Source organism: Luteimonas deserti, assembly GCF_013425765.1.
GTDB lineage: Bacteria > Pseudomonadota > Gammaproteobacteria > Xanthomonadales > Xanthomonadaceae > Luteimonas > Luteimonas deserti.
In genome coordinates, this window is sequence record NZ_JACCJZ010000008.1 from 59546 (window position 1) to 77805 (window position 18260).

15 protein-coding genes are annotated in these 18260 nt (G+C 71.8%); 9 read left to right on the top strand and 6 right to left on the bottom strand.

The features are described from left to right. Nucleotides 1-7 precede the first annotated feature (7 nt). The 3 genes from H0E82_RS03190 to rarD all read left to right on the top strand — a co-directional run bounded on the left by H0E82_RS03190 (nucleotide 8) and on the right by rarD (nucleotide 5532). Complete coding sequence (locus tag H0E82_RS03190; protein ID WP_180543661.1) at nucleotides 8-2200, top strand: carboxy terminal-processing peptidase; 2193 nt, start codon at nucleotides 8-10, stop codon at nucleotides 2198-2200. A gap of 1503 nt (nucleotides 2201-3703) precedes the next feature. Then, entirely contained in the window at nucleotides 3704-4624 is a 921-nt protein-coding gene (gene yedA, locus H0E82_RS03195; RefSeq protein ID WP_180543663.1) for a drug/metabolite exporter YedA, read from the top strand. Beyond that, the gene (gene rarD / locus H0E82_RS03200) at nucleotides 4621-5532 is read left to right on the top strand and encodes an EamA family transporter RarD (RefSeq protein WP_328796950.1); all 912 of its coding nucleotides are present in this window, start codon (nucleotides 4621-4623) and stop codon (nucleotides 5530-5532) included. Before yedA ends, rarD begins: the two co-directional genes overlap by 4 nt. 9 nt (nucleotides 5533-5541) lie before the next feature. Here the strand turns inward: rarD and H0E82_RS03205 are convergent, their stop codons facing one another. Beyond that, nucleotides 5542-6609 carry an alpha/beta fold hydrolase gene (locus tag H0E82_RS03205; protein WP_180543664.1) on the bottom strand — a complete coding sequence of 356 codons (1068 nt, stop codon included), beginning with the start codon at nucleotides 6607-6609 and terminating at the stop codon, nucleotides 5542-5544. Between the two features lie 139 nt (nucleotides 6610-6748). Between H0E82_RS03205 and H0E82_RS03210 the strand changes: the two genes are divergently transcribed. Then, nucleotides 6749-7747 carry an XdhC family protein gene (locus H0E82_RS03210; protein ID WP_235974154.1) on the top strand — a complete coding sequence of 333 codons (999 nt, stop codon included), beginning with the start codon at nucleotides 6749-6751 and terminating at the stop codon, nucleotides 7745-7747. After that, nucleotides 7744-8355: a nucleotidyltransferase family protein gene (locus tag H0E82_RS03215; RefSeq protein WP_180543666.1), complete on the top strand. Its 612-nt coding sequence runs from the start codon at nucleotides 7744-7746 to the stop codon at nucleotides 8353-8355. The genes H0E82_RS03210 and H0E82_RS03215 overlap by 4 nt, the downstream gene beginning before the upstream one ends. Before the next feature lie 15 nt (nucleotides 8356-8370). On the opposite strand, the gene H0E82_RS03220 is transcribed toward H0E82_RS03215, so the two are convergent. The 5 genes from H0E82_RS03220 to H0E82_RS03240 form a co-directional block, all read right to left on the bottom strand. Beyond that, nucleotides 8371-8679: a hypothetical protein gene (locus tag H0E82_RS03220; RefSeq protein WP_180543668.1), complete on the bottom strand. Its 309-nt coding sequence runs from the start codon at nucleotides 8677-8679 to the stop codon at nucleotides 8371-8373. After that, on the bottom strand, nucleotides 8676-9986 hold the full coding sequence (locus H0E82_RS03225; protein WP_180543670.1) for an ABC transporter permease: 1311 nt from the start codon (nucleotides 9984-9986) through the stop codon (nucleotides 8676-8678). The genes H0E82_RS03220 and H0E82_RS03225 overlap by 4 nt, the downstream gene beginning before the upstream one ends. Before the next feature lie 54 nt (nucleotides 9987-10040). After that, entirely contained in the window at nucleotides 10041-11198 is a 1158-nt protein-coding gene (locus H0E82_RS03230; RefSeq protein WP_180543672.1) for an ABC transporter permease, read from the bottom strand. A 25-nt stretch (nucleotides 11199-11223) separates the two neighbouring features. Next, nucleotides 11224-11916 carry an ABC transporter ATP-binding protein gene (locus H0E82_RS03235; protein WP_180543674.1) on the bottom strand — a complete coding sequence of 231 codons (693 nt, stop codon included), beginning with the start codon at nucleotides 11914-11916 and terminating at the stop codon, nucleotides 11224-11226. A gap of 95 nt (nucleotides 11917-12011) precedes the next feature. After that, entirely contained in the window at nucleotides 12012-13253 is a 1242-nt protein-coding gene (locus tag H0E82_RS03240; protein WP_180543676.1) for an efflux RND transporter periplasmic adaptor subunit, read from the bottom strand. 219 nt (nucleotides 13254-13472) lie between these two features. On the opposite strand from H0E82_RS03240, the gene H0E82_RS03245 reads away from it, so the two are divergent. From H0E82_RS03245 to H0E82_RS03260, 4 genes are read left to right on the top strand one after another with little or no spacing between them, the layout of a single operon-like run. Then, nucleotides 13473-14405 carry an ABC transporter ATP-binding protein gene (locus H0E82_RS03245; protein ID WP_180543678.1) on the top strand — a complete coding sequence of 311 codons (933 nt, stop codon included), beginning with the start codon at nucleotides 13473-13475 and terminating at the stop codon, nucleotides 14403-14405. Then, nucleotides 14402-15181 (top strand): ABC transporter permease, encoded by a 780-nt coding sequence (locus H0E82_RS03250; protein ID WP_180543680.1) that lies wholly within the window; start codon nucleotides 14402-14404, stop codon nucleotides 15179-15181. Before H0E82_RS03245 ends, H0E82_RS03250 begins: the two co-directional genes overlap by 4 nt. A gap of 45 nt (nucleotides 15182-15226) precedes the next feature. Further along, the gene (locus H0E82_RS03255; protein ID WP_180543682.1) at nucleotides 15227-17062 is read left to right on the top strand and encodes a CIA30 family protein; all 1836 of its coding nucleotides are present in this window, start codon (nucleotides 15227-15229) and stop codon (nucleotides 17060-17062) included. Nucleotides 17063-17070: 8 nt separating this feature from the next. Continuing rightward, on the top strand, nucleotides 17071-18222 hold the full coding sequence (locus tag H0E82_RS03260) for a sensor histidine kinase (RefSeq protein WP_328796951.1): 1152 nt from the start codon (nucleotides 17071-17073) through the stop codon (nucleotides 18220-18222). Nucleotides 18223-18260 lie beyond the last annotated feature (38 nt).

An 18260-nucleotide genomic window follows, 5' to 3' on the forward strand; every position in this document is an offset into this window, starting at 1 on the left:
ACCCCGCATGAAAGCTTCCCGCGTCGTCTCCGCCTCCGTGATCGCCCTTGCGCTTGCCGTACCGCTGGCGCTCATGGCGCGACCCGATGCCGTCGGCGAGGTGCCGGCCGCGCCGAGCGTGGACCAGGTGGCGGCGTCCAAACTGGTCTACGGCCTGCTGTCGGACAGCCGGTATGCGTATCGCCCGCGGCCGATGGACCAGGCGATGTCGGGCGAGGTCTTCGACCGCTATTTCGAGAATCTGGACGGCGGCAAGCTGTTCTTCACCGCGCAGGACATCGCCCGGTTCGAGGCGCTGCGCCCGCGGATGGGGGCGGCGGTGCGCGAGGGCGACATCGCGCCGGCGCTTGAGATCTTCGCGCTCTACAAGACCCGTGTGGCCGAACGCTCGCAGTACGCGCGCGACCTGCTGGGCCAGGACATCTTCGATTTCAGCGGCAGCGACCGCTGGGAATACGACCGCAAGGACGCCGAGTGGGCGGCCGACCCGGGCGAACTGGACACCCTGTGGCGGCAGTCCGTGCGCAACGACTGGCTGCGTCTGCAGCTGGCCGGCAAGCAACCCGACGAGATCCGCAAGACGCTCGACCGGCGCTATCTCAACATGGGCAACACGGTCGCCTCGCTCAATGGCGAGGATGCCTTCAGCAGCTTCCTCAACGCCTATACCGGCACGATCGATCCGCACACCGATTACTTCAATCCGCGTGCCGCGCGCCTGTTCAACCAGAACATGTCGCTGTCGCTGGAAGGCATCGGCGCGCAACTGCAGAAGCAGGACGACGTGGTGGTTATCCGCGAGGTCATCGCCGGTGGTCCCGCGGCGATGAGCAACCGCTTCAAGCCCGGCGACCGCATCGTCGGCGTCGGCCAGGGCACCAGCGGGCCGATGGAGGACGTGGTCGGCTGGCGTATCGACGACGTGGTCGAGAAGATCAAGGGCCCGAAGGACACCCAGGTGCGCCTGGACGTGGTGCCGGCCGAGGCCACGCTCGACAGCGAGCCGGTGCGCATTACGCTCACTCGCGCCCGCGTGCGTCTGGAAGAGCAGGCGGCCAAGGCGCAGACCCTGACCCTGCCGGCCGACACGCCCGGCGGCCGCGACAAGCAGATCGGCGTGATCAAGTTGCCGGCGTTCTACCAGGACTTCGAGGGCCGGCGCACGCGCAACGGCGAGTACGCCTCGGCCACGCGCGATGTCGCCCGCCTGCTCGAGCAGTTCAAGCAGCAGAAGGTCGACGGGGTGGTGCTGGATCTGCGCAACAACGGCGGCGGCTCCTTGAACGAGGCGGTCGAGTTGACCGGACTGTTCATCGACCAGGGCCCGGTGGTGCAGGTGCGCGAGTCCGGCGGCCGGGTCGGCGTGCAGGGTGACCGCGATCCCGGCGTGGCCTGGGACGGCCCGCTGGCGGTGCTGATCAACCGCGGGTCGGCGTCGGCATCGGAGATCGTGGCCGGTGCGATCCAGGATTACGGACGTGGTCTGATCATCGGCGAGACCACCTTCGGCAAGGGCACCGTGCAGAACCTGGTGGACCTCGACCGCTGGCCGGCCAACGAGTCGCAGCGCTACGGCCAGGTGAAGCTCACCATCGCGCAGTTCTTCCTGCCCGGTGGCAGCAGCACCCAGAACAAGGGCGTGGAACCCGACATCCGGTTCCCGGTGACGGTGGACGCGACCGAGTTCGGTGAGAGCACCTACGACAACGCCTTGCCCTGGACGCGCATCGCCGCGGTGCCGCATACCCAGTACGGCGACTTCTCGTCGCTCCTGCCCAAGCTCGAGACCTCGCATCAGGCCCGCGTCGCGACCGACAAGGAGTTCGTCTGGTGGGCCGAGGACATCGCCGAGTTCCGGGCCGAGCGCGAGAAGAAGTTCGTCTCGCTCAACGAGGCCGAGCGTCGCGCCGAGCGTGACCGCCAGACCGAGCGTCGCCAGGCGCGCCAGGAAGAACGTCGCGCGCTGGGTCTGGATCTCGACCCGCTGGCGGAGGACTCCGACGACGACGGGCTGCAGGCCAGCGAGCGTGCGATCGCCCAGCAGAATCGTCTGGAGAAGGCGGCCGAGGAGCGTCCGGACCCGCTGCTGCGGGAATCGGCGGCGATCCTCGCCGACGCCGTGCGCCTGCTCAACAACGACCGCCAGCTGTCGGCGGCGGTGCTGCCGGTGTCCACCGCGCCGGGTCGCTGGGCGCGCTGAGTCGCGTCTGCAGCGTCACCAGGAACCGCCGCGTCGTCGGGGCGGTTTTTCCGTGTTGGATGACGCCGTGATACCGGCCCTGCAGGTTTTGGGAAATCTGCGGGCACGCGCGGGCGCGTGACGCGGGCTCGCCTCTGCGCACCCCGGCAGCGGCCGACATTCTCATCACGCAGGCAGAAGCGCGCCGTCGCGGCGCGCGTCTGGTCCGCGTCGCACGACGCACCGGACGCCCGCGTGGCCGTGGCGCGGAGGCGCTCACGCGCATGCGGCAGGCGAGTGGCGCGCCCGCCGGTCGAGCAGCGCGAGCAGGCGTCCACCCGGATTTACGCACGAGGACACGAGCGCAGCCAGCCGGCAGGGCTGCGGGCGGGTCCGATCACGACCGCGCATCGCGGGCGCCGGGCGGTCCCCGCGCTGCAGGACACCGGGATCATCGCAAGAGGCATCCAGAGGCCGCGGGGTGCGAGGCTGCGCTGGCGGGCCTGGGCCGCAGTCGGTCGTCCCGACCGCGACGGTCTTGCGTCGATCCCATCCCGGTCGCACTCGCGCCTTCGCGCTTAGGCCCGCCTCGTGGATCGCGTCTTCCGGCCGCGGCTTCAGTGTTCGCAGGGCCGGTGGCACGGAGACAGCCGCAGCGGCATTGCCGCGCTCGGATTCGGCCGTCGCCTGCGTGCGGGGCCGGAGCATGATCCCGCCATCCCGCCATCCCGCCATCCCGCCATCCCGCCATCCCGCCATCCCGTCGTCCTCCCGCCGCCGCGCCGGACCGCGCGACGTCCCTGCCAGAAAAACTGCCGCTCCGGTGTGTTCGCGCTCCAGTCCCGCTCCGATCCGGTGGTGTGCACGCGCGGACATCGTCTCCGGTGCGCATGCCGTCGACCCGGCGTCTCGGGCCGACAGCATCGCGGCCGGAGACATCGCCGCACCGGCACCGGCGCGCCAGCTTCATCGATCCGGGCGGGTCTGGGCGCACGGGCCCCTACGCGGATCGCCGATCCGTCCGTGCCTCGGCCTGCGCGACGTCGGCCGGGGGCGCCGGCGTGAAGCCGGCGGCGCGATGTCCGTCGTCCGGGCGGGGCGGCGGGCACGCACCGGAATCGCCTCCGCCGCACACGTCACTCCGTCGGCATCTCGGGCCGCGCGGCTTCGCGGCCGGGAACGGTGCCGCACTGGCATCGTCGCGTGCCGGCGCGAAGTCCGAGCGGCGCTGCCGAACGCGCGCGTCCCATGGAGTCCGGGTGCGCCTGCGCGCAGGCGCCTCGACGCCGGTCGCCGATTCCCCGCCGCCTCGGCCTTCGCGATGTCGGCCGCAGCGCCGTCGCGTGAGCCCGGCGGCGTGATGTCCCTCGTCCAACCGGGTCGCCGGGCACGCACCGAGGTGGGCCCGGCGCCTGCGACCGCCATGCCGTTGCAACACCAGTGTTCCGGTCGTGCACGAGGATGCCGGCGTAGAATTCCGGTCCCGCGTGCGCGGTCGTCTTCGTCCTGTTTCACGGAACTCCCATGAGCGTCGCGCCGGTGTCCCGTTCTGCCTCGGTCCTGTCGGTCGCGCTCGCGCTGGCGGCGGTGTATCTGGTGTGGGGCTCCACCTATCTGGCGATCCGCTTCGCGCTCGAGGGCGGCTATCCGCCGCTGCTGATGGCGGGTTCACGCTTCATCGTCGCCGGCGGCCTGATGTACGCGGTGCTGCGTCTGCGCGGCGTGCCCGCCCCGACCTGGTCGCAATGGAAGACCCTGCTGGCGATGGGCATCCTGCTGCTCGGCTTCGGCAACGGCATGGTGTGTATCGCCGAGCAGAGCGTGTCCTCGGGCCTGGCGGCGGTGGCGGTGGCCTCGGCGCCGATCTGGATCGCGCTGTTCTCGCTGATGCGCGGCGACCGGCCCGGCCGGCTGGAATGGCTGGGCCTGGCGGTCGGCTTCGCCGGTGTGTTGTGGCTCAATGCCGGCAGTTCGCTGACCGCGACACCGGCCGGGCTGGTGGCACTGCTGATCGCGCCGCTGGCTTGGGCCTACGGCTCGGTCTGGAGCCGGGGCCGCGACCTGCCGTCGCCGTTCATGGCGGCTGCGGCGCAGATGCTCGCCGGCGGCGTGCTGATCCTGCTCGCGGGCCTGCTGCTGGGCGAGCGCCTGCAGGCCATGCCGACGCTCAAGGGCACGCTGTCGCTGGCCTACCTCACCACGTTCGGATCGATCATCGGGTTCACCGCCTACGTGTGGCTGCTGCACAACGTGCGCCCGACGCTGGCCGGCAGCTACGCCTACGTGAATCCGGCGATCGCGGTCCTGCTCGGCGCGTGGCTCGCGTCGGAGCGGTTCCAGGTCAACGATCTCGGTGCGATGGCGGTGATCCTGCTGGCAGTGGTGGCGATCACCCTGGGCCGGGTGAAACGGCCCGTGCCCGTCGCCGTCGGCGAGCGCGCGTGATCGACGCCGCACAACGCCGGCGCGGGCTGTGGATCGCCATCGCGGCCTTCGTGATCTGGGGGCTGATGCCGCTGTACTGGAACCTGCTGCGACACGTGCCGTCGCTGCAGATCGTGCTGCACCGCGCGGTGTGGTGCGCCATCCTCGTCGCAGCCTGGCTGACCCTGCGCCAGGGCCGGGGCTGGCTGCGCGAGATCCTGGCGCAGCCGCGGCTGGCCGGCATGCTGGCGATGTCGGGCGTGCTGATCGCCGGCAACTGGAGCCTGTACGTGTGGGCGGTCAACAACGGCCACGTGGTCGAGACCAGCCTGGGGTACTTCATCAACCCACTGCTCAACGTGGTCATCGGCGTCGCCTTCCTGCGCGAGCGGCTGTCGCCGCCGCAGTGGGTCGCCGTGGTGCTGGCGGCCTGCGGCGTGCTCTGGCTGACCTTCAACTACGGCAGCTTTCCGTGGATCGCGCTGTGCCTGGCGGTGTCGTTCGCGCTGTACGGCCTGATCCGCAAGTTCGCGGCGGTGGAGGCGGTGCAGGGGCTGGGGGTGGAGAACCTGTTCGTGTTCGGGCCGGCGGTACTCGCTCTGGCGTGGTTCGAATGGCGCGGCGGAGGCGGCTTCTTCAACCTCGGCTGGGGCGGCTGGACCGATGTGCTGCTGGTGCTCGGCGGTGCGCTGACCGCGATCCCGCTGATCTGTTTCGCCTACGCCGTGCGCCGCGTGCCGCTGACCGCGATCGGCCTGCTGCAGTACATCGGCCCGACCCTGCAGCTGCTGCTGGGTGTGTTCTTCTTCGGCGAGGCCTTCGGCACGGATCGCGCCGCCGGCTTCGCCTTCATCTGGGCCGGCCTGGTGGTGTTCGCGGTCGACGGCTACGTCCAGGCGCGCAGGCGCATCGTCGCCCAGCAGGCCTGAGGCGCGCCGTCAGCGCGCGGCCAGCGCGCTGCGCGGACAGGCGGGCGCGTCGAACCAGTCGACGACGGTGGGTGCCAGACGGTCGAGGCGCATCGGCAGGCTGAGATGGTCCTCGCCGGCGATCTCCAGATAGCGCGCCTGCGGCACCGCTGCAGCCAGCGCACGACCGTGGCTGACCGGAACGTGCCGGTCGGCCGTGCCGTGCACCAGCAACACGCAGGCGTCGGTGACATCGGCGAGTGCGGCGCCGACGTCGACCGCATCGAGCGGCAGGGCCAGGGTCTCGCCCGCGCGCGCTATCGCCGCATCGACCACGCCCCCATCGATGCGCCAGCGCAGCCAGCGCCGGGTGAGCCGCTCGCGCAGAGGACCGGCATCCTCCTCCAGCATGTGCGGCACCATGTCGCGGATGGCCGCGCCGGCATTGTCGAAGGATTCCAGCGCGACCACGTGGGAGGCGCCGAGCCGCGGATCGGCGGCCGCGAACAGCGCGGTGGCCGCGCCGTAGGACACGCCGAACACGTGCAGCGGGCCGACGATCTCGCCGCGCGCACGCAGGGCCGCGACCGCGTCGACCACGTCGCCGGCCTCCCGGGTGCCGTAGCCCGATGGCCCGGAACCGGACCGGCCGTGGTTGCGCAGGTCGAGCGCGATCGTGCGGTAGCCCGCCTGGCCGAGCGCCAGGGCCCAGGGCAGCAGGGAGCCGCCGTCCATCATCCAGCCGTGCAGCAGCAGCACCGTGCCACGCGGCGTCGGCGCGGGCGTGGCCGGCGTCTGGAAATCGAGTTCGAACGACACCGCGTGCGCGTCACCGGCATCGCGTGTCCAGGCGTAGTCCATGCGGTAGTCGCCCGGATCGAGTGCGCGCCAGAACACCGGCACTCCCTCGGACGTGGTCACCGTTCCGCTGCGATCGGGCAGACGCGCGTACGCCGCTTCGATGCGCGCGGCGGGCAGCAGGGGCGAGGCACCGGCCGGCGCGACCAGGTTTGCGGCCAGCGTCGACGACAGGCCGGGCCAGGACGAGAAGCCGGCCAGGAGCAGGCAGGCGAGAACGACAGCGATGCAACGGATCATGGCGGCAGGCCGGACGCGGCCGCGCAGGCTAGCGAGGCCGCGCGCCCGGGCGCTATCGCAACGGGATGACAGGGCGATGACAGACGGCCGCCGTTCATCGGCGGATCGCGCGCGCGGCGACGACGCGGTTTACGGCAGCATGGCGTGGATGCCTGCCGCCGCCACCCTGTCCGTTCCCGTCCCCGCCCCGATCCACGCCGTGATCGCCGCGGCCTGCCATGCCTTGGAAACCGGTGCCGCCGCGACGCTGGTGGTGGTGGTCGAGACCGACGGTTCCACGTATGCCCAGCCCGGGGGGCTGGCCCTGTTCGGTCCGGGCGCGGCGCGGACCGGCTGGCTCAGCGGCGGGTGCCTGGAGCCGGCCATCGCGCGGCGCGCAGCGCACAGCGCGGACACCGGCACGCTGGGCTGGATGGAGGTCGATACCCGGGACGATGCCGCCCTGCTGTCGGGTTCGGCGCTCGGCTGTCGCGGGCGGCTGCGGCTGGCGCTGCTGCCTCTGCGCGAGATGCCGGGTCTGGCGATCCCGCTGCACGCCTGGATCGCGGGCGGCGGGGCGGCGCACTGGACGATCGCGCGCGACGGCGGCGTCGCGCTGGCGGTGGATCAGGTGCGCCGGGCCTGGCGCATGCCGGCCGGGCCGGTCGGGTGGGACGGGGCGTCGGCGTGGACACCGCGCATCGACGCGCCCGCCCACGTGCTGCTGTGCGGCGGCGGCCCGGAAACACCGTTGCTGGCACCGCTGCTGCGCGATCTTGGCTGGCGGCTCACGCTGGCCGAACGCCGGTCGGCGTGGACGACGCTCGGCGCCCTGGTCCATCGCCTCGTGCCCGACCCCGCAGCGGCGCTCGCGGGGGCGCCGTGCGTCGATGCCGCGCTGGTGATGCACCACAATTTCGAACTGGATCTCGAAGCCCTCGCAGCGCTCGCTCCGGCGCAGGTGCCCTTCGTCGGCCTGCTCGGTCCGGTGCGCCGCCGCGATGACCTTTTCCGCGTTCTGGCGCCGGATGTGCGCACCGCGCTGCAGGGGCGCCTGCATGCCCCGGTGGGGCTGGATCTGGGCGGACGCGGGGCCGAGGCCATCGCCCTGAGCATCGCCGCCCAGCTGCAGGCCTGGCGCCACGGCCGTCCCACATGAGCGGGCGGCATGCCGCGGTGATCCTGGCGGCCGGCGGCAGCACGCGCCTGGGCCAGCCCAAACAGGTGTTGCGACGCGACGGCGAAGCACTCGTGGCCCGGGTGGCGCGCCTGGTCGCGGGGACCCGGCCTGCGCGTCTGCTGGTGATGCTGGGCGGTCACGCCGACACGGTGGCGTCCGCGCTCCACGGCGTCGCGCCGGTCGAGCTGCATCGCGTCGCGGCCTGGCGCAGCGGCCTGGCTGCAAGTCTCGTCCAGGCGGGGCATGCGCTCCAGGCCCACGATGGCCCGGTGCTGGTCACCGGCGTGGACCAGCCGGCGCTGGCGCCCTCGCATCTGCGCGCGCTGCTCGAAGGCGCCGCACGCGCCGCCTCGGGCTGCGCGGCGGTGCTGCACGGCGCGGCGCCCGGGGCTCCCGCCGTCCTTGCGGCCGAGCTGTTCGCGCAGGCGCGGCATCTGTCCGGCGACCGCGGCTTCGGCGCGCTGCTGGCTGCGCTGCCAGCCGACAGCCTCGCCCTGCTCGATGCGCCCGAGCTGGGGCAGGACATCGACGCCGAAGCCGACCTGCGCACAGCGCAGGCGGCGGGGTTGCTCGATCCCGTGGTCTGACGCCGACGCGCGGCGTCAGACCATGCGCAGGGCCAGCCAGGCCACGACCGCGGTTCCGGCCATGCCGGTGACCAGGGCCGCGCGGCGCCAGCGGGCGGCGCGACGTCGATACCGGGCGACGCGCTCGGCGTTGAGCGCGCCCGCGCGCGCGATCCAGGGCGCGCTGTCGCGCTCGGCCCGCGCGTAGATCGCGTCGGCGCGCGCCGGATCGGCTTCGGCCTGCAGGGCCGCGTCTTCGTAGCGCTCGAACGCGCGCTTCTGCAGCGCCTGGATCTCGCGGGCGATTTCGGCGTTCGACAGCGTCCCGGGCGTCGCATCGCTCATGTGGCGCGCAGGGCCGCGGTGACCGGCAGACGCGCCGCGCGGAGGGCCGGGAACAGGCCGCCGACCAGACCGATGCCCAGCGCCCATTTCAGCCCGTTCCACAGCAGCTCGGGCGACACCTTGAACTGGAACACCACCTGGCTGAAGTTGTTGCCCAGCGTGCTGACGCTGTAGCCGTTGAAGATGCTCCACGCCAGCAGTCCGCCGAGCAGGCCGCCGAGCAGCGCCAGCAGCATCGTTTCCAGCATCACCGCGACCACCACCGGCAATCCGCGGAAACCGATCGCGCGCATCGTCGCGATCTCGCGCGCGCGGCCGGCGACCGCGGCGTACATGGTGTTGAGCGCACCGAACACCGCACCGACCGCCATGATCGCGCCGATCACCGTGCCCAGCACATTGATCAGCGTCGCCAGCTGGCCGGACTGCCTGCCGTAGTAGTCGCGCGTCGTCGAGACGTCCAGCTTCAGGCGCTGGTCGGCGTCCATCGCGGCCTTGAACGCGGCAAAGCCGGCGGTGCCGTCGGTGCGCACGGTGATCGACTGGTAGGCGCTGCGGTTGTAGGTGGAGCCGAGCGTCTCGGCATCGGTCCACAGCTCCGAATCGTGCGCGTCGCCGGACGCGAACACGCCGACGACGGTCCACTGCTGGTTGCCGAGCGTCAACGTGTTGCCGACCTCGAGCCCGCGGAACTGGCTGCGCGCGCCCTGGCCGACGACGATCTCGCGCAGGCCCGGCGCGAACCGGCGGCCTTCGATCAGCTGTACCTTGTCGCGCACCGCCCAGGCCAGTTCGCCCACGCCGCGGAACTGCGCGTTGACGTCGCTGCCGTCCGCTCTCGAGGGCAGGTTGACCACCTGCGACAGCTCCGGCGACAGCAGCGGCCGGCCCTGCGCGTCGCGCGCGATACCGGCCAGCGTGCCGATCAGCGGCACCTGGTCGCGGGTGATCACCGAGTTGGTCTCGGCCTGCGAACCACCGCGCAGCACGATCGCCGAGGTGTCGTCACCGGTGCTGTTGAGCGTGGCCTTGAAGCCTTCGCCCATCGCCAGCATCGCCACCAGCACGCCGACCACACCGGCGATGCCGACCACGATCACCGATGAGGCGCCCCAGCGCTGCGGCAGGCTGCTGATGCCGATGCGCGCCGCCGCCAGGGCCAGCCGGCCGCCGCGCGTCAGCACCAGCCACAGCGCGATGGCGACCGCGATCGCCAGCACGCCGTACCAGGGCAGCAGCACCCACACCGCGAGGCCGACGACCAGCGCGACGATCGACAGCAGGTTCCAGAGCCAGGGGCTTTTCATGTCGGTCCGATCCGGTTGGTCGTGCAGCGGAAGGAAGTGCGATGGGCCATGACCTCAGCGTCCCGCCAGCGCGTCGACGATCTTCAGCCGCTGCGCGCGCAGCGCCGGCAGCACGCCGACGATGATGCCGATGCCGACCATCAGCGCGAGCCCGATCAGCCAGGTCTGCACCGGCACCGTGGGCAGCGCGATCACGCCGCCGCTCGCCGCGCTGACCCCGGGCATGATCGCCGCGGCCAGCCCCAGGCCGACCAGCCCGCCGATCACCACCAGCAGCACCGATTCCACCATCACCAGCACCAGCACGGTGCCGTCGGTGAAGCCGAGCGTCTTCAGTGTCGCGAGTTCGGGAATGCGTTCGCGCACCGCCTGCGCCATCGTGTTGCCGGTGAGCAGCAGCAGGGTGAAGAACACCGCGCCCATGATCGCGGTAACGATCAGGCCGATGTCGGCGAACTGCTTGGCGAAGGCCTGCTGGAACGCCGATTCGGTCTGCGACTTGGTCTCGCGGTCGGAGTTGGCCGAGAGCGCGTCGATGGCCTGGGCCACGCGCGAGGCCTGGTCGGCGTTCGCCAGCTGCACGGTGAACCAGCTGACCTGGTTCTTGATGTAGTCGTTGGACTCGTCGAAGTAGGCCCAGTTCATCATCAACTGGTTCTCCGCGCCGACATTGCTACGGTCTTTCGCGCGGAAGATCGCCTTGAGTTCCAGCGGCCAGTCGTTGCTGCCGCCGCGCGGGAAGATCGTCGCCTGCAGCGGAATCGTGTCGCCGATCTTCCAGCCGAACTTCTTCGCCAGCGCCTCGCCGACCGCTGCGCCGGTGCGCGTGTCGCGGAAGGCCTGCAACTGGTCGGGCGGCACCTCGTACTCGCCGTAGACGTCGAAGAAATTGGGCGCGACCGAGAAGTTGGGAAAGAAGTTGCGCTGGTCCTGGTAGATGCCGCCGAACCACATCGCGTACGTCACCTGCTGCACGCCGGGGATCGCCTCGATCTCCGCCTGCAGGCGCACCGGCAGCGACTGGGTGATCGACAGCCGCGAGGCGACGATCAGCCGGTTGGCGCCGTCGACGCTGCCGCCCGAGTTGAACGCCACACGTACCGAGTCGAGCATGCCGAACAGCAGGAACGCCGCCACCACCGACAACAGCGTCAGCAGCGTGCGCGTCTTGCTGCGGAACAGCTGGGCCCACACCAGCGACAGGTATTTCATCGTGCCGTCTCCCGGTTGCGGTGGGTCAGTGCGCGCCGACGGGCGTGTCGACCAGCTCGCCCTTGTCGAGGTGGATCGTGTGCGTGGCGTACTCGGCGGCCTTCGGGTCGTGGGTGACCATGACGATGGTCTTGCCGTGTTCGCGGTTGAGCTCCTGCAGCAGGCCGAGGATCTCCTCCGCGCTCTGCCGATCGAGATCGCCAGTGGGCTCGTCGCAGATCAGGAAGGTCGGGTCGGACACGATCGCGCGGGCGATCGCCACGCGCTGCTGCTGGCCACCGGAGAGTTCATTGGGCTTGTGCGTGCGCCGCTCGGCCAGGCCGACCAGGGTGAGTGCGATCTCCGCATTGCGCTTGCGCTGCGCCGCGCCGAGCGAGGTGAGCAGCAACGGCAGCTCGACGTTCTTCTGCGCGTTGAGCATCGGCATCAGGTTGTAGAACTGGAACACGAAGCCGACGTGGCGGCTGCGCCAGTTCGACAGCTGGCCGGCGCTCATCCGGTCGATGCGTTCGCCCTCGATCTCGATCTCGCCGGCAGTGGGCGTGTCCAGACCGCCGATCAGGTTCAGCAGCGTGGTCTTGCCCGAACCCGACGGCCCCATCAGTGCGACGAAATCGCCGCGCGGAATCTCGAGGTCGATGCCGTGCAGCACGTCCACCTTCTCCGGGCCGCGCTGGTAGGTCTTGTGCAGGTTGCGGATGCTGACGAGGGACGACATGGCGCGCTCCGGAGTGATGGGTGCGTGCGCGACGGCGCACGGGGGGTCTGCTGCTCAGTAGGTGAACGAGGGCCGGCACCGGCCGCGGTGCGTGCTCATCGCGCGTCTCCCGACGCCATGCGCACCTTCGCGCCGTCGGCCAGCGCCTCGGGCGGGTCGAGCACGACGGTGTCACCGGCATTGACGCCCGACAGCACCTGGCGGTCGTTGCCGAGCGCGATGCCGGTCTGCAGCTCGCGTTGCGACACGGTGTCGTCCTCGCCGAGCACGAAGGCGACGTCGACGCCGCCGCGCTGCACGATCGCCGCGCCCGGCACGCGCACGCCGCGCGGCTGCTGCGCGTCCTCGGCCTTCGGCGCCTCGAGGAAGCTCACGCGCACGCCCATGTCGGGCACGATCCGCGCGTCCTTTTCCTTGATCGCGATGCGCACCTTGACCGTCGCCTTGCCACGGTCGGCGGCCGGGATGATCGCGATGACCTCGGCGGGAATCTTCCAGTCCGGGTAGGCATTGAGCGTCGCTTCGACCGGCATCTTCGGCTGCACGCGGCCGATGAAGGCCTCGCCGACATCGACTTCCACTTCCAGCGAATCCATGTCGACGATCGTGCCGATGCCGGTGCGGGTGAAGCCGCCGCCGGCCGACAGCGGCGAGACGATCTCGCCCGGCTGCGCGGCCTTGGCGGTGACCACGCCCGAAAACGGCGCGCGCACCACGGTGTTGTCGACGCCGAGATCGGCGATCGCCAGCGATGCGGACGCGACCTGGGCATTGCGCTGCGCGGTGAGCAGCTGCGCGCGCAGCGCATCGCGCTGGGCGACGGCCTGGTCGTACTGCGAGCGCGACACCAGTTGCTGATCGACCAGCAAGGCCAGGCGCGTCGCATCGGCTTCCGCCTGGGCCAGCTGGGCCTGCACGCTGCCGGTCTGGCTGCGGGCGGCGGCGAGCTGCGAGGCCGACAGGCTGCGCTGCGCATCGGCGTCGATCGGATCGAGCGTGGCCATGACGTCGCCGGCCTCGACGCGCTGGCCTTCCTCGATCAGCACCTCGCGCACCCGGCCGGTGATCTTGGACGACACCGTCGCCGTGCGCCGCGCGACGACGTAGCCGGTCGCGTCGAGCACCGAAGCCGTCGCGCCGCCCGCGCTGATCGCCACCACCGGGGCCGTGCGTACCTCGACGCCGCCGTCGCGCCCGAACAGCGCCCAGCCGGCGGCCAGCACGAGCAGCAGCACGACCACGGCGACGGCGATCCACAGCCCGCGCCGCGAGCGCGGCTCCGGCGGCGCCTTGCGGTCGATGCGGAGTTCGTTGAGCAGATCGGCGTTCGTGTTCATCGCAACCTTGGATGGAGAAGCCGGGCCCAGTGTGACCGGCGGCCGGCATGGATTCCAACCTGCCGGAAGTCAGCAGATGGCGCCGCGTCGAGGGCACGAGTCTGCGCGTTCGCTCGCCGCGCCACACCTGACGACTGTCATGTGCGGGATGTGACAGACGCGCCTGCCGTGCTGTGCGGCGGGCCGGGACACTGGTGTCCGGTCACCAGGAGTTCGCCGATGTCGACGTCAGATCCCATCCCACCCGGCCCACTGGCACGTCTGGACGGCGTGCGCCGGCGTCGCGGCACCGTACAGGCGCTCGACGGCCTCGATCTCGTCCTGCCGCCGGGCGGGGTCACCGCGCTGCTCGGCGTCAATGGTGCCGGCAAGTCGACCGCGATCGAGATCCTGCTGGGCCTGCAGCCCGCCGATGCCGGCAGCGTCCGTGTCTTCGGCCTGCCGCCAGGGGCGCCCGCCGCACGCCAGCGCACGGGTGTGATGCTGCAGCAGGCGCAGTTGCCCGACCGGCTGACGGTCGGCGAGCTGCTGGCGCTGACCCGCAGCTGGTACACAGCGCCGCGCAGCGTGGCCGACTGCGTCGCACTCGCCGGCCTAGACGGGTTGTTGCCGCGCCGCTACGGACGGTTGTCGGGTGGACAGCAGCGCCGGGTCCAGTTCGCACTCGCGTTGTGCGGTCGCCCGCAGCTGCTGTTTCTCGACGAGCCCACGACCGGACTCGACATCGATGCGCGACGCCAGGTGTGGCGGGCGATCCGCTCGCTGGTCGAGGAGGGCGTCGGCGTGCTGCTGACCACGCACTACCTGGAAGAGGCCGATGCGCTCGCAGACCGCGTCGTGGTGATCGATGCCGGCCGGGTCCGCGCCAGCGGCACCGTGGCCGAGGTGCGCGCGCGGGTGACCCAGGGCCGGGTGCGCTGTCGCAGCGCGCTGGCGCCGGAGGACGTCGCGGCCTGGCCGGGCGTGCACCAGGCTGCGCTCGACGAGGACGGCGCTCTCGATCTGCTGGTCGACCATGCGGAGGCGGTGGTGCGACGCCTGCTCGACGCCGACCCGCACCTCGACCGGCTCGACGTGCGACGGGCCGGCCTCGCCGAAGCCTTCAGCGCGATGACCGGCGGGGACGCGCCGGACCTGCAGGAGGCCGCATGACCACCGTCGATGTCACGACGCCCCCTCCGTCGCGCGCGCCGCATTGGCGCAGCCTCGCCATCGAGTTGCGGTGCGAGGCCATGCGTCTGCTGCGCGAGCCGATGTACATCATTCCCACCCTGCTGTTCCCGGCCCTGTTCTACGCGATGTTCGGCCTGCTGATGGGCGGCCGCGGCGGCGGCGAGGCGGCCCGTTACCTGCTGGCGACCTACGGTGTGTTCGGTGCGCTGGGGGCAGGCCTGTTCGGGTTCGCCGTGACCGTGGCCATCGACCGGGAGCGCGGCTACCTGGCCCTGCGCCGGGCGCTGCCCGCGCGCACCAGCGGCTGGATCGTTCCGCGGCTGTTGATCGCGATGGCGTTCTCGCTGGTCATCGCCCTGGAGCTGGCGCTGCTCGGAAGCGTCTTCGGCGGCGTGAGTCTGGCGCCGGGCCAGTGGGCCCTGCTGTGGACCGTGACCGCGCTGGGCGCGCTGCCGTTCTGCGCGATCGGTCTCTGGCTGGGCCTGGTGTGCAGCGCCAACGGCGCGCCGGCGGTGGTCAACGTCGTGTTCCTGCCGATGGCGTTCCTGTCCGGCCTGTGGCTGCCGCTTTCGATGCTGCCGGCGTGGCTGGCGCAACTCGCGCCACTGTGGCCGGCCTATCATCTGGCGCAGGTCGCGTTGCAGGTGGTGGGGCAGGGCGGCGCGGGAAGCATGTGGGGACACGCCGGCGTGCTGCTCGGGGTCGGCGTGGCGTTTTCGGTGCTCGCGCAGCGCAGGTTCGCGCGGGTGGGGTGAGGTCCGCGCATGCGCTGCATGCGCTTCATGAAAGGAGATCGCGATATGGGACGACAGGCGAACGGGTGGCGCGCACGCGTGCCGGACATGCTCGCGGTGGCCACGCTGGTGGCCGCGGTGGGTGCTGCATTCGCGATGGAGACGCGCGCGTCCGCGCCGTCGGTGGCGCCCGCTGACGCCGGAGGCGACGCGGGCGCGTTCGCCATCCGCGACGTGCGCATCTTCGACGGAGCGGAGGTGATCGAACGCGGTACCGTGCTGGTGCGCGACGGCCGCATCGAAGCGGTCGGCCGCGATCCGGACATCCCCGACGGCATCGCCGTCGTGGACGGTGCCGGCAGGACCCTGCTGCCCGGACTGATCGACGCCCACGTCCACGCCTGGGGCGACGCCCAGGCCGACATGCTGCGCTTCGGCGTGACCGGTGGACTCGATATGCACGGCGTGCGCGGGCGCGCCGCGGGCCTGCGCGCCCAGCGGGATGACATGGGCAATGCGAGCCAGGCCGATCTGTGGGCGGCGGGCACCGCGGTCACCGCCGAAGGCGGTCATGGCACCCAGTACGGCTTTCCGGTGCCCGCGGTCGGCGCCGACACCGATGTCGAGGCCTTCACGGCGGAGCGGATCGACGAGGGCGCCGACTTCATCAAGATCATTGTCGAGGACATGAGTGGCTACGGCGACCGGCGCATCCCCAGCCTGGATGCATCGCAGGTGCGCAGCGCCGTCTCCGCGGCGCGCGCGCGGTCGCGCCTCGCGGTCGCCCACGTCTCGACCCTGGACAGCGCCCGGGCCGTGCTCGACGCCGGTGTCGACGGCCTGGTGCACGTGTTCGACGATGCGCCGGCCGATCCGGCCTTCGTCCGCGACATCGCCCGTCGCGATGCCTTCGTCGTTCCGACCCTGGTGGTGATCGCCTCGGTGGCCGGCACCGGCGAGGGTGCGCGACTCGCGGCCGATCCGGCGGTCGCGCCACGACTGTCGGCCACGCAGCGCGGCACGCTGGAGGCGCCGTTCCCGCTGGCGCCGCAACCCCGGCGTCTGGCCGACGCGATCGCCAGCGTCCGCGCCCTGCATGCGGCCGGTGTCACCCTGCTCGCCGGCAGCGATGCTCCCAATCCGGGCACCGCGCAGGGAGCCAGCCTGCACGGCGAGCTCGCGCTGCTGGTGCAGGCCGGGCTGTCGCCGGCGCAGGCGCTGGCGGCAGCGACGTCGCTGCCCGCCGCGCGCTTCGGCCTGGCCGACCGCGGCCGGATCGCGCCCGGCCATCGTGCCGACCTGCTGCTGGTCGATGGCGATCCCTTGCGCGACATCACTCGCACCCGGCACATCGTGGCCGTCTGGAAGAACGGGCGGCCCGTCGCGCTCGATACGTCCACGGCCGCCGGGGACGACACCACGGCTTCGCCCGCAGCGGGCCTCGCCAGCGATTTCGCGCGCAGCCTGTCGGCACGTTACGGCAGCTGGTCGACGACCACCGACCAGATGGCCGGTGGCGCGTCGACGGTGGACCATTCCGTGACCGACGGCGCCCTGCTGGTGCGTGGCGAGGTGCGGCCGGGCTTCGCCTATCCCTGGTCGGGGATGATGTTCTTCCCGGCTGCGAAACCGATGGAGCCGGTCGATCTGTCGGCACGCACGTCGCTGGTGTTCCGGGTGCGCGGCGACGGTCGTACCTACAGCGCCATGCTGTTCTCGGGCCCTGCGGACAATGCGCTGCCGGCGGTGTTGCCGTTCGTGGCCGGGCCGGACTGGACCGAAGTGCGCCTGCCGCTGGCCGACTTCCGCGGCGCGGATCTCGGCCGCGTCCGCGGCATCGCCTGGACCGCGGGCACACCCGGCGCCTTCGAGTTCGCACTCGACGACGTGGCGCTGGATTGAGAGCGCCGGTGCCCCCGTGGCTGGCACGCCGGCTGCGCCCGGCGCCGGACTCCGTTCTCGGTGCGGCCCTGCGCCAGGGGCGGCCGGCATGGGGCGAATACATCCACGCCATGTGGTCGGTGTGGGTGTTCGTGGTCCCGGCGTTCTCGCCGCAGGGCTACGACCTGCGCTGGTGGCTGCTGACGCTGCTCTCGTACCCGCTGTTCCTCGTGCTGTTCTGCGGAGCCCTGCTGCTGTCGCCGCGGCGCGCGCCGTGGTGCGCGCTGGGCATGATCGTGCTGTGCATCGCGCTGCTGCCCTGGTACGTCTCGGGGCTGAGCTATTTCGTCTTCGGCTGCATCTTCATGGGCGCACTGGTCCGCAGTGCGTTGTGGCGCTACCTCGCGCTGCTGGCCGTGCTGAACCTGCTGCTGGTGGGCTGGGCGCGCTGGCTGGGCTACCCGTGGACGGCGCTGGCGTGGATGCCGCTGACGACGCTGGTGATCGGCATCCTGGTGCACGTGGAGCGATTGAAGCAGGCCCAGGACTGCGCGCTGCGGCTCTCGCACGAAGAGGTCAGGCGGCTGGCGGCCGTGGCCGAGCGCGAGCGGATCGGCCGGGACCTGCACGATCTGCTCGGGCACACGCTGTCGATGGTCGCCCTGAAAGCGGACCTCGCGGCTCGGCTGGTGACCCGCGACGCGGCGCAGGCCGCGCGCGAGATCGGCGAGGTGGGCGGCATCGCGCGCGACGCGCTCGCCCAGATGCGGCAGGCGGTGAGCGGCATCCGTGCGGCGGGCATCGCTGCCGAGCTCGCCTCCGCGCGTCTGCTGCTCGAGACGGACGGCATCGGACTGGACGTGACGATCGGAGAGGCCGCGCTCGACGGCGGGCTGACCGCCGAGCGCGAATGCGCGGTCGCCCTGGTCCTGCGCGAAGCCGTCACCAACGTGCAACGTCACGCCCGTGCGCGCGCGGCGCGGGTCGAACTCGACCGGGTGGACGGCCGGCTCCGGCTGCGCGTGGTGGACGACGGGCGCGGCGGCGCGATGGTGCCCGGCCATGGGCTGTCGGGCATGCGCGAGCGCCTCGCGGCGGTGGACGGCACGCTGCGCATCGATTCGCATGCCGGCCGGACCTGCGTGGAAGCCCAGGTGCCACTGGACGGCGCCGCCGCCTGAGTCGCCGCGTCGCCGCGAATGCGCGTGGCTGCTAACGT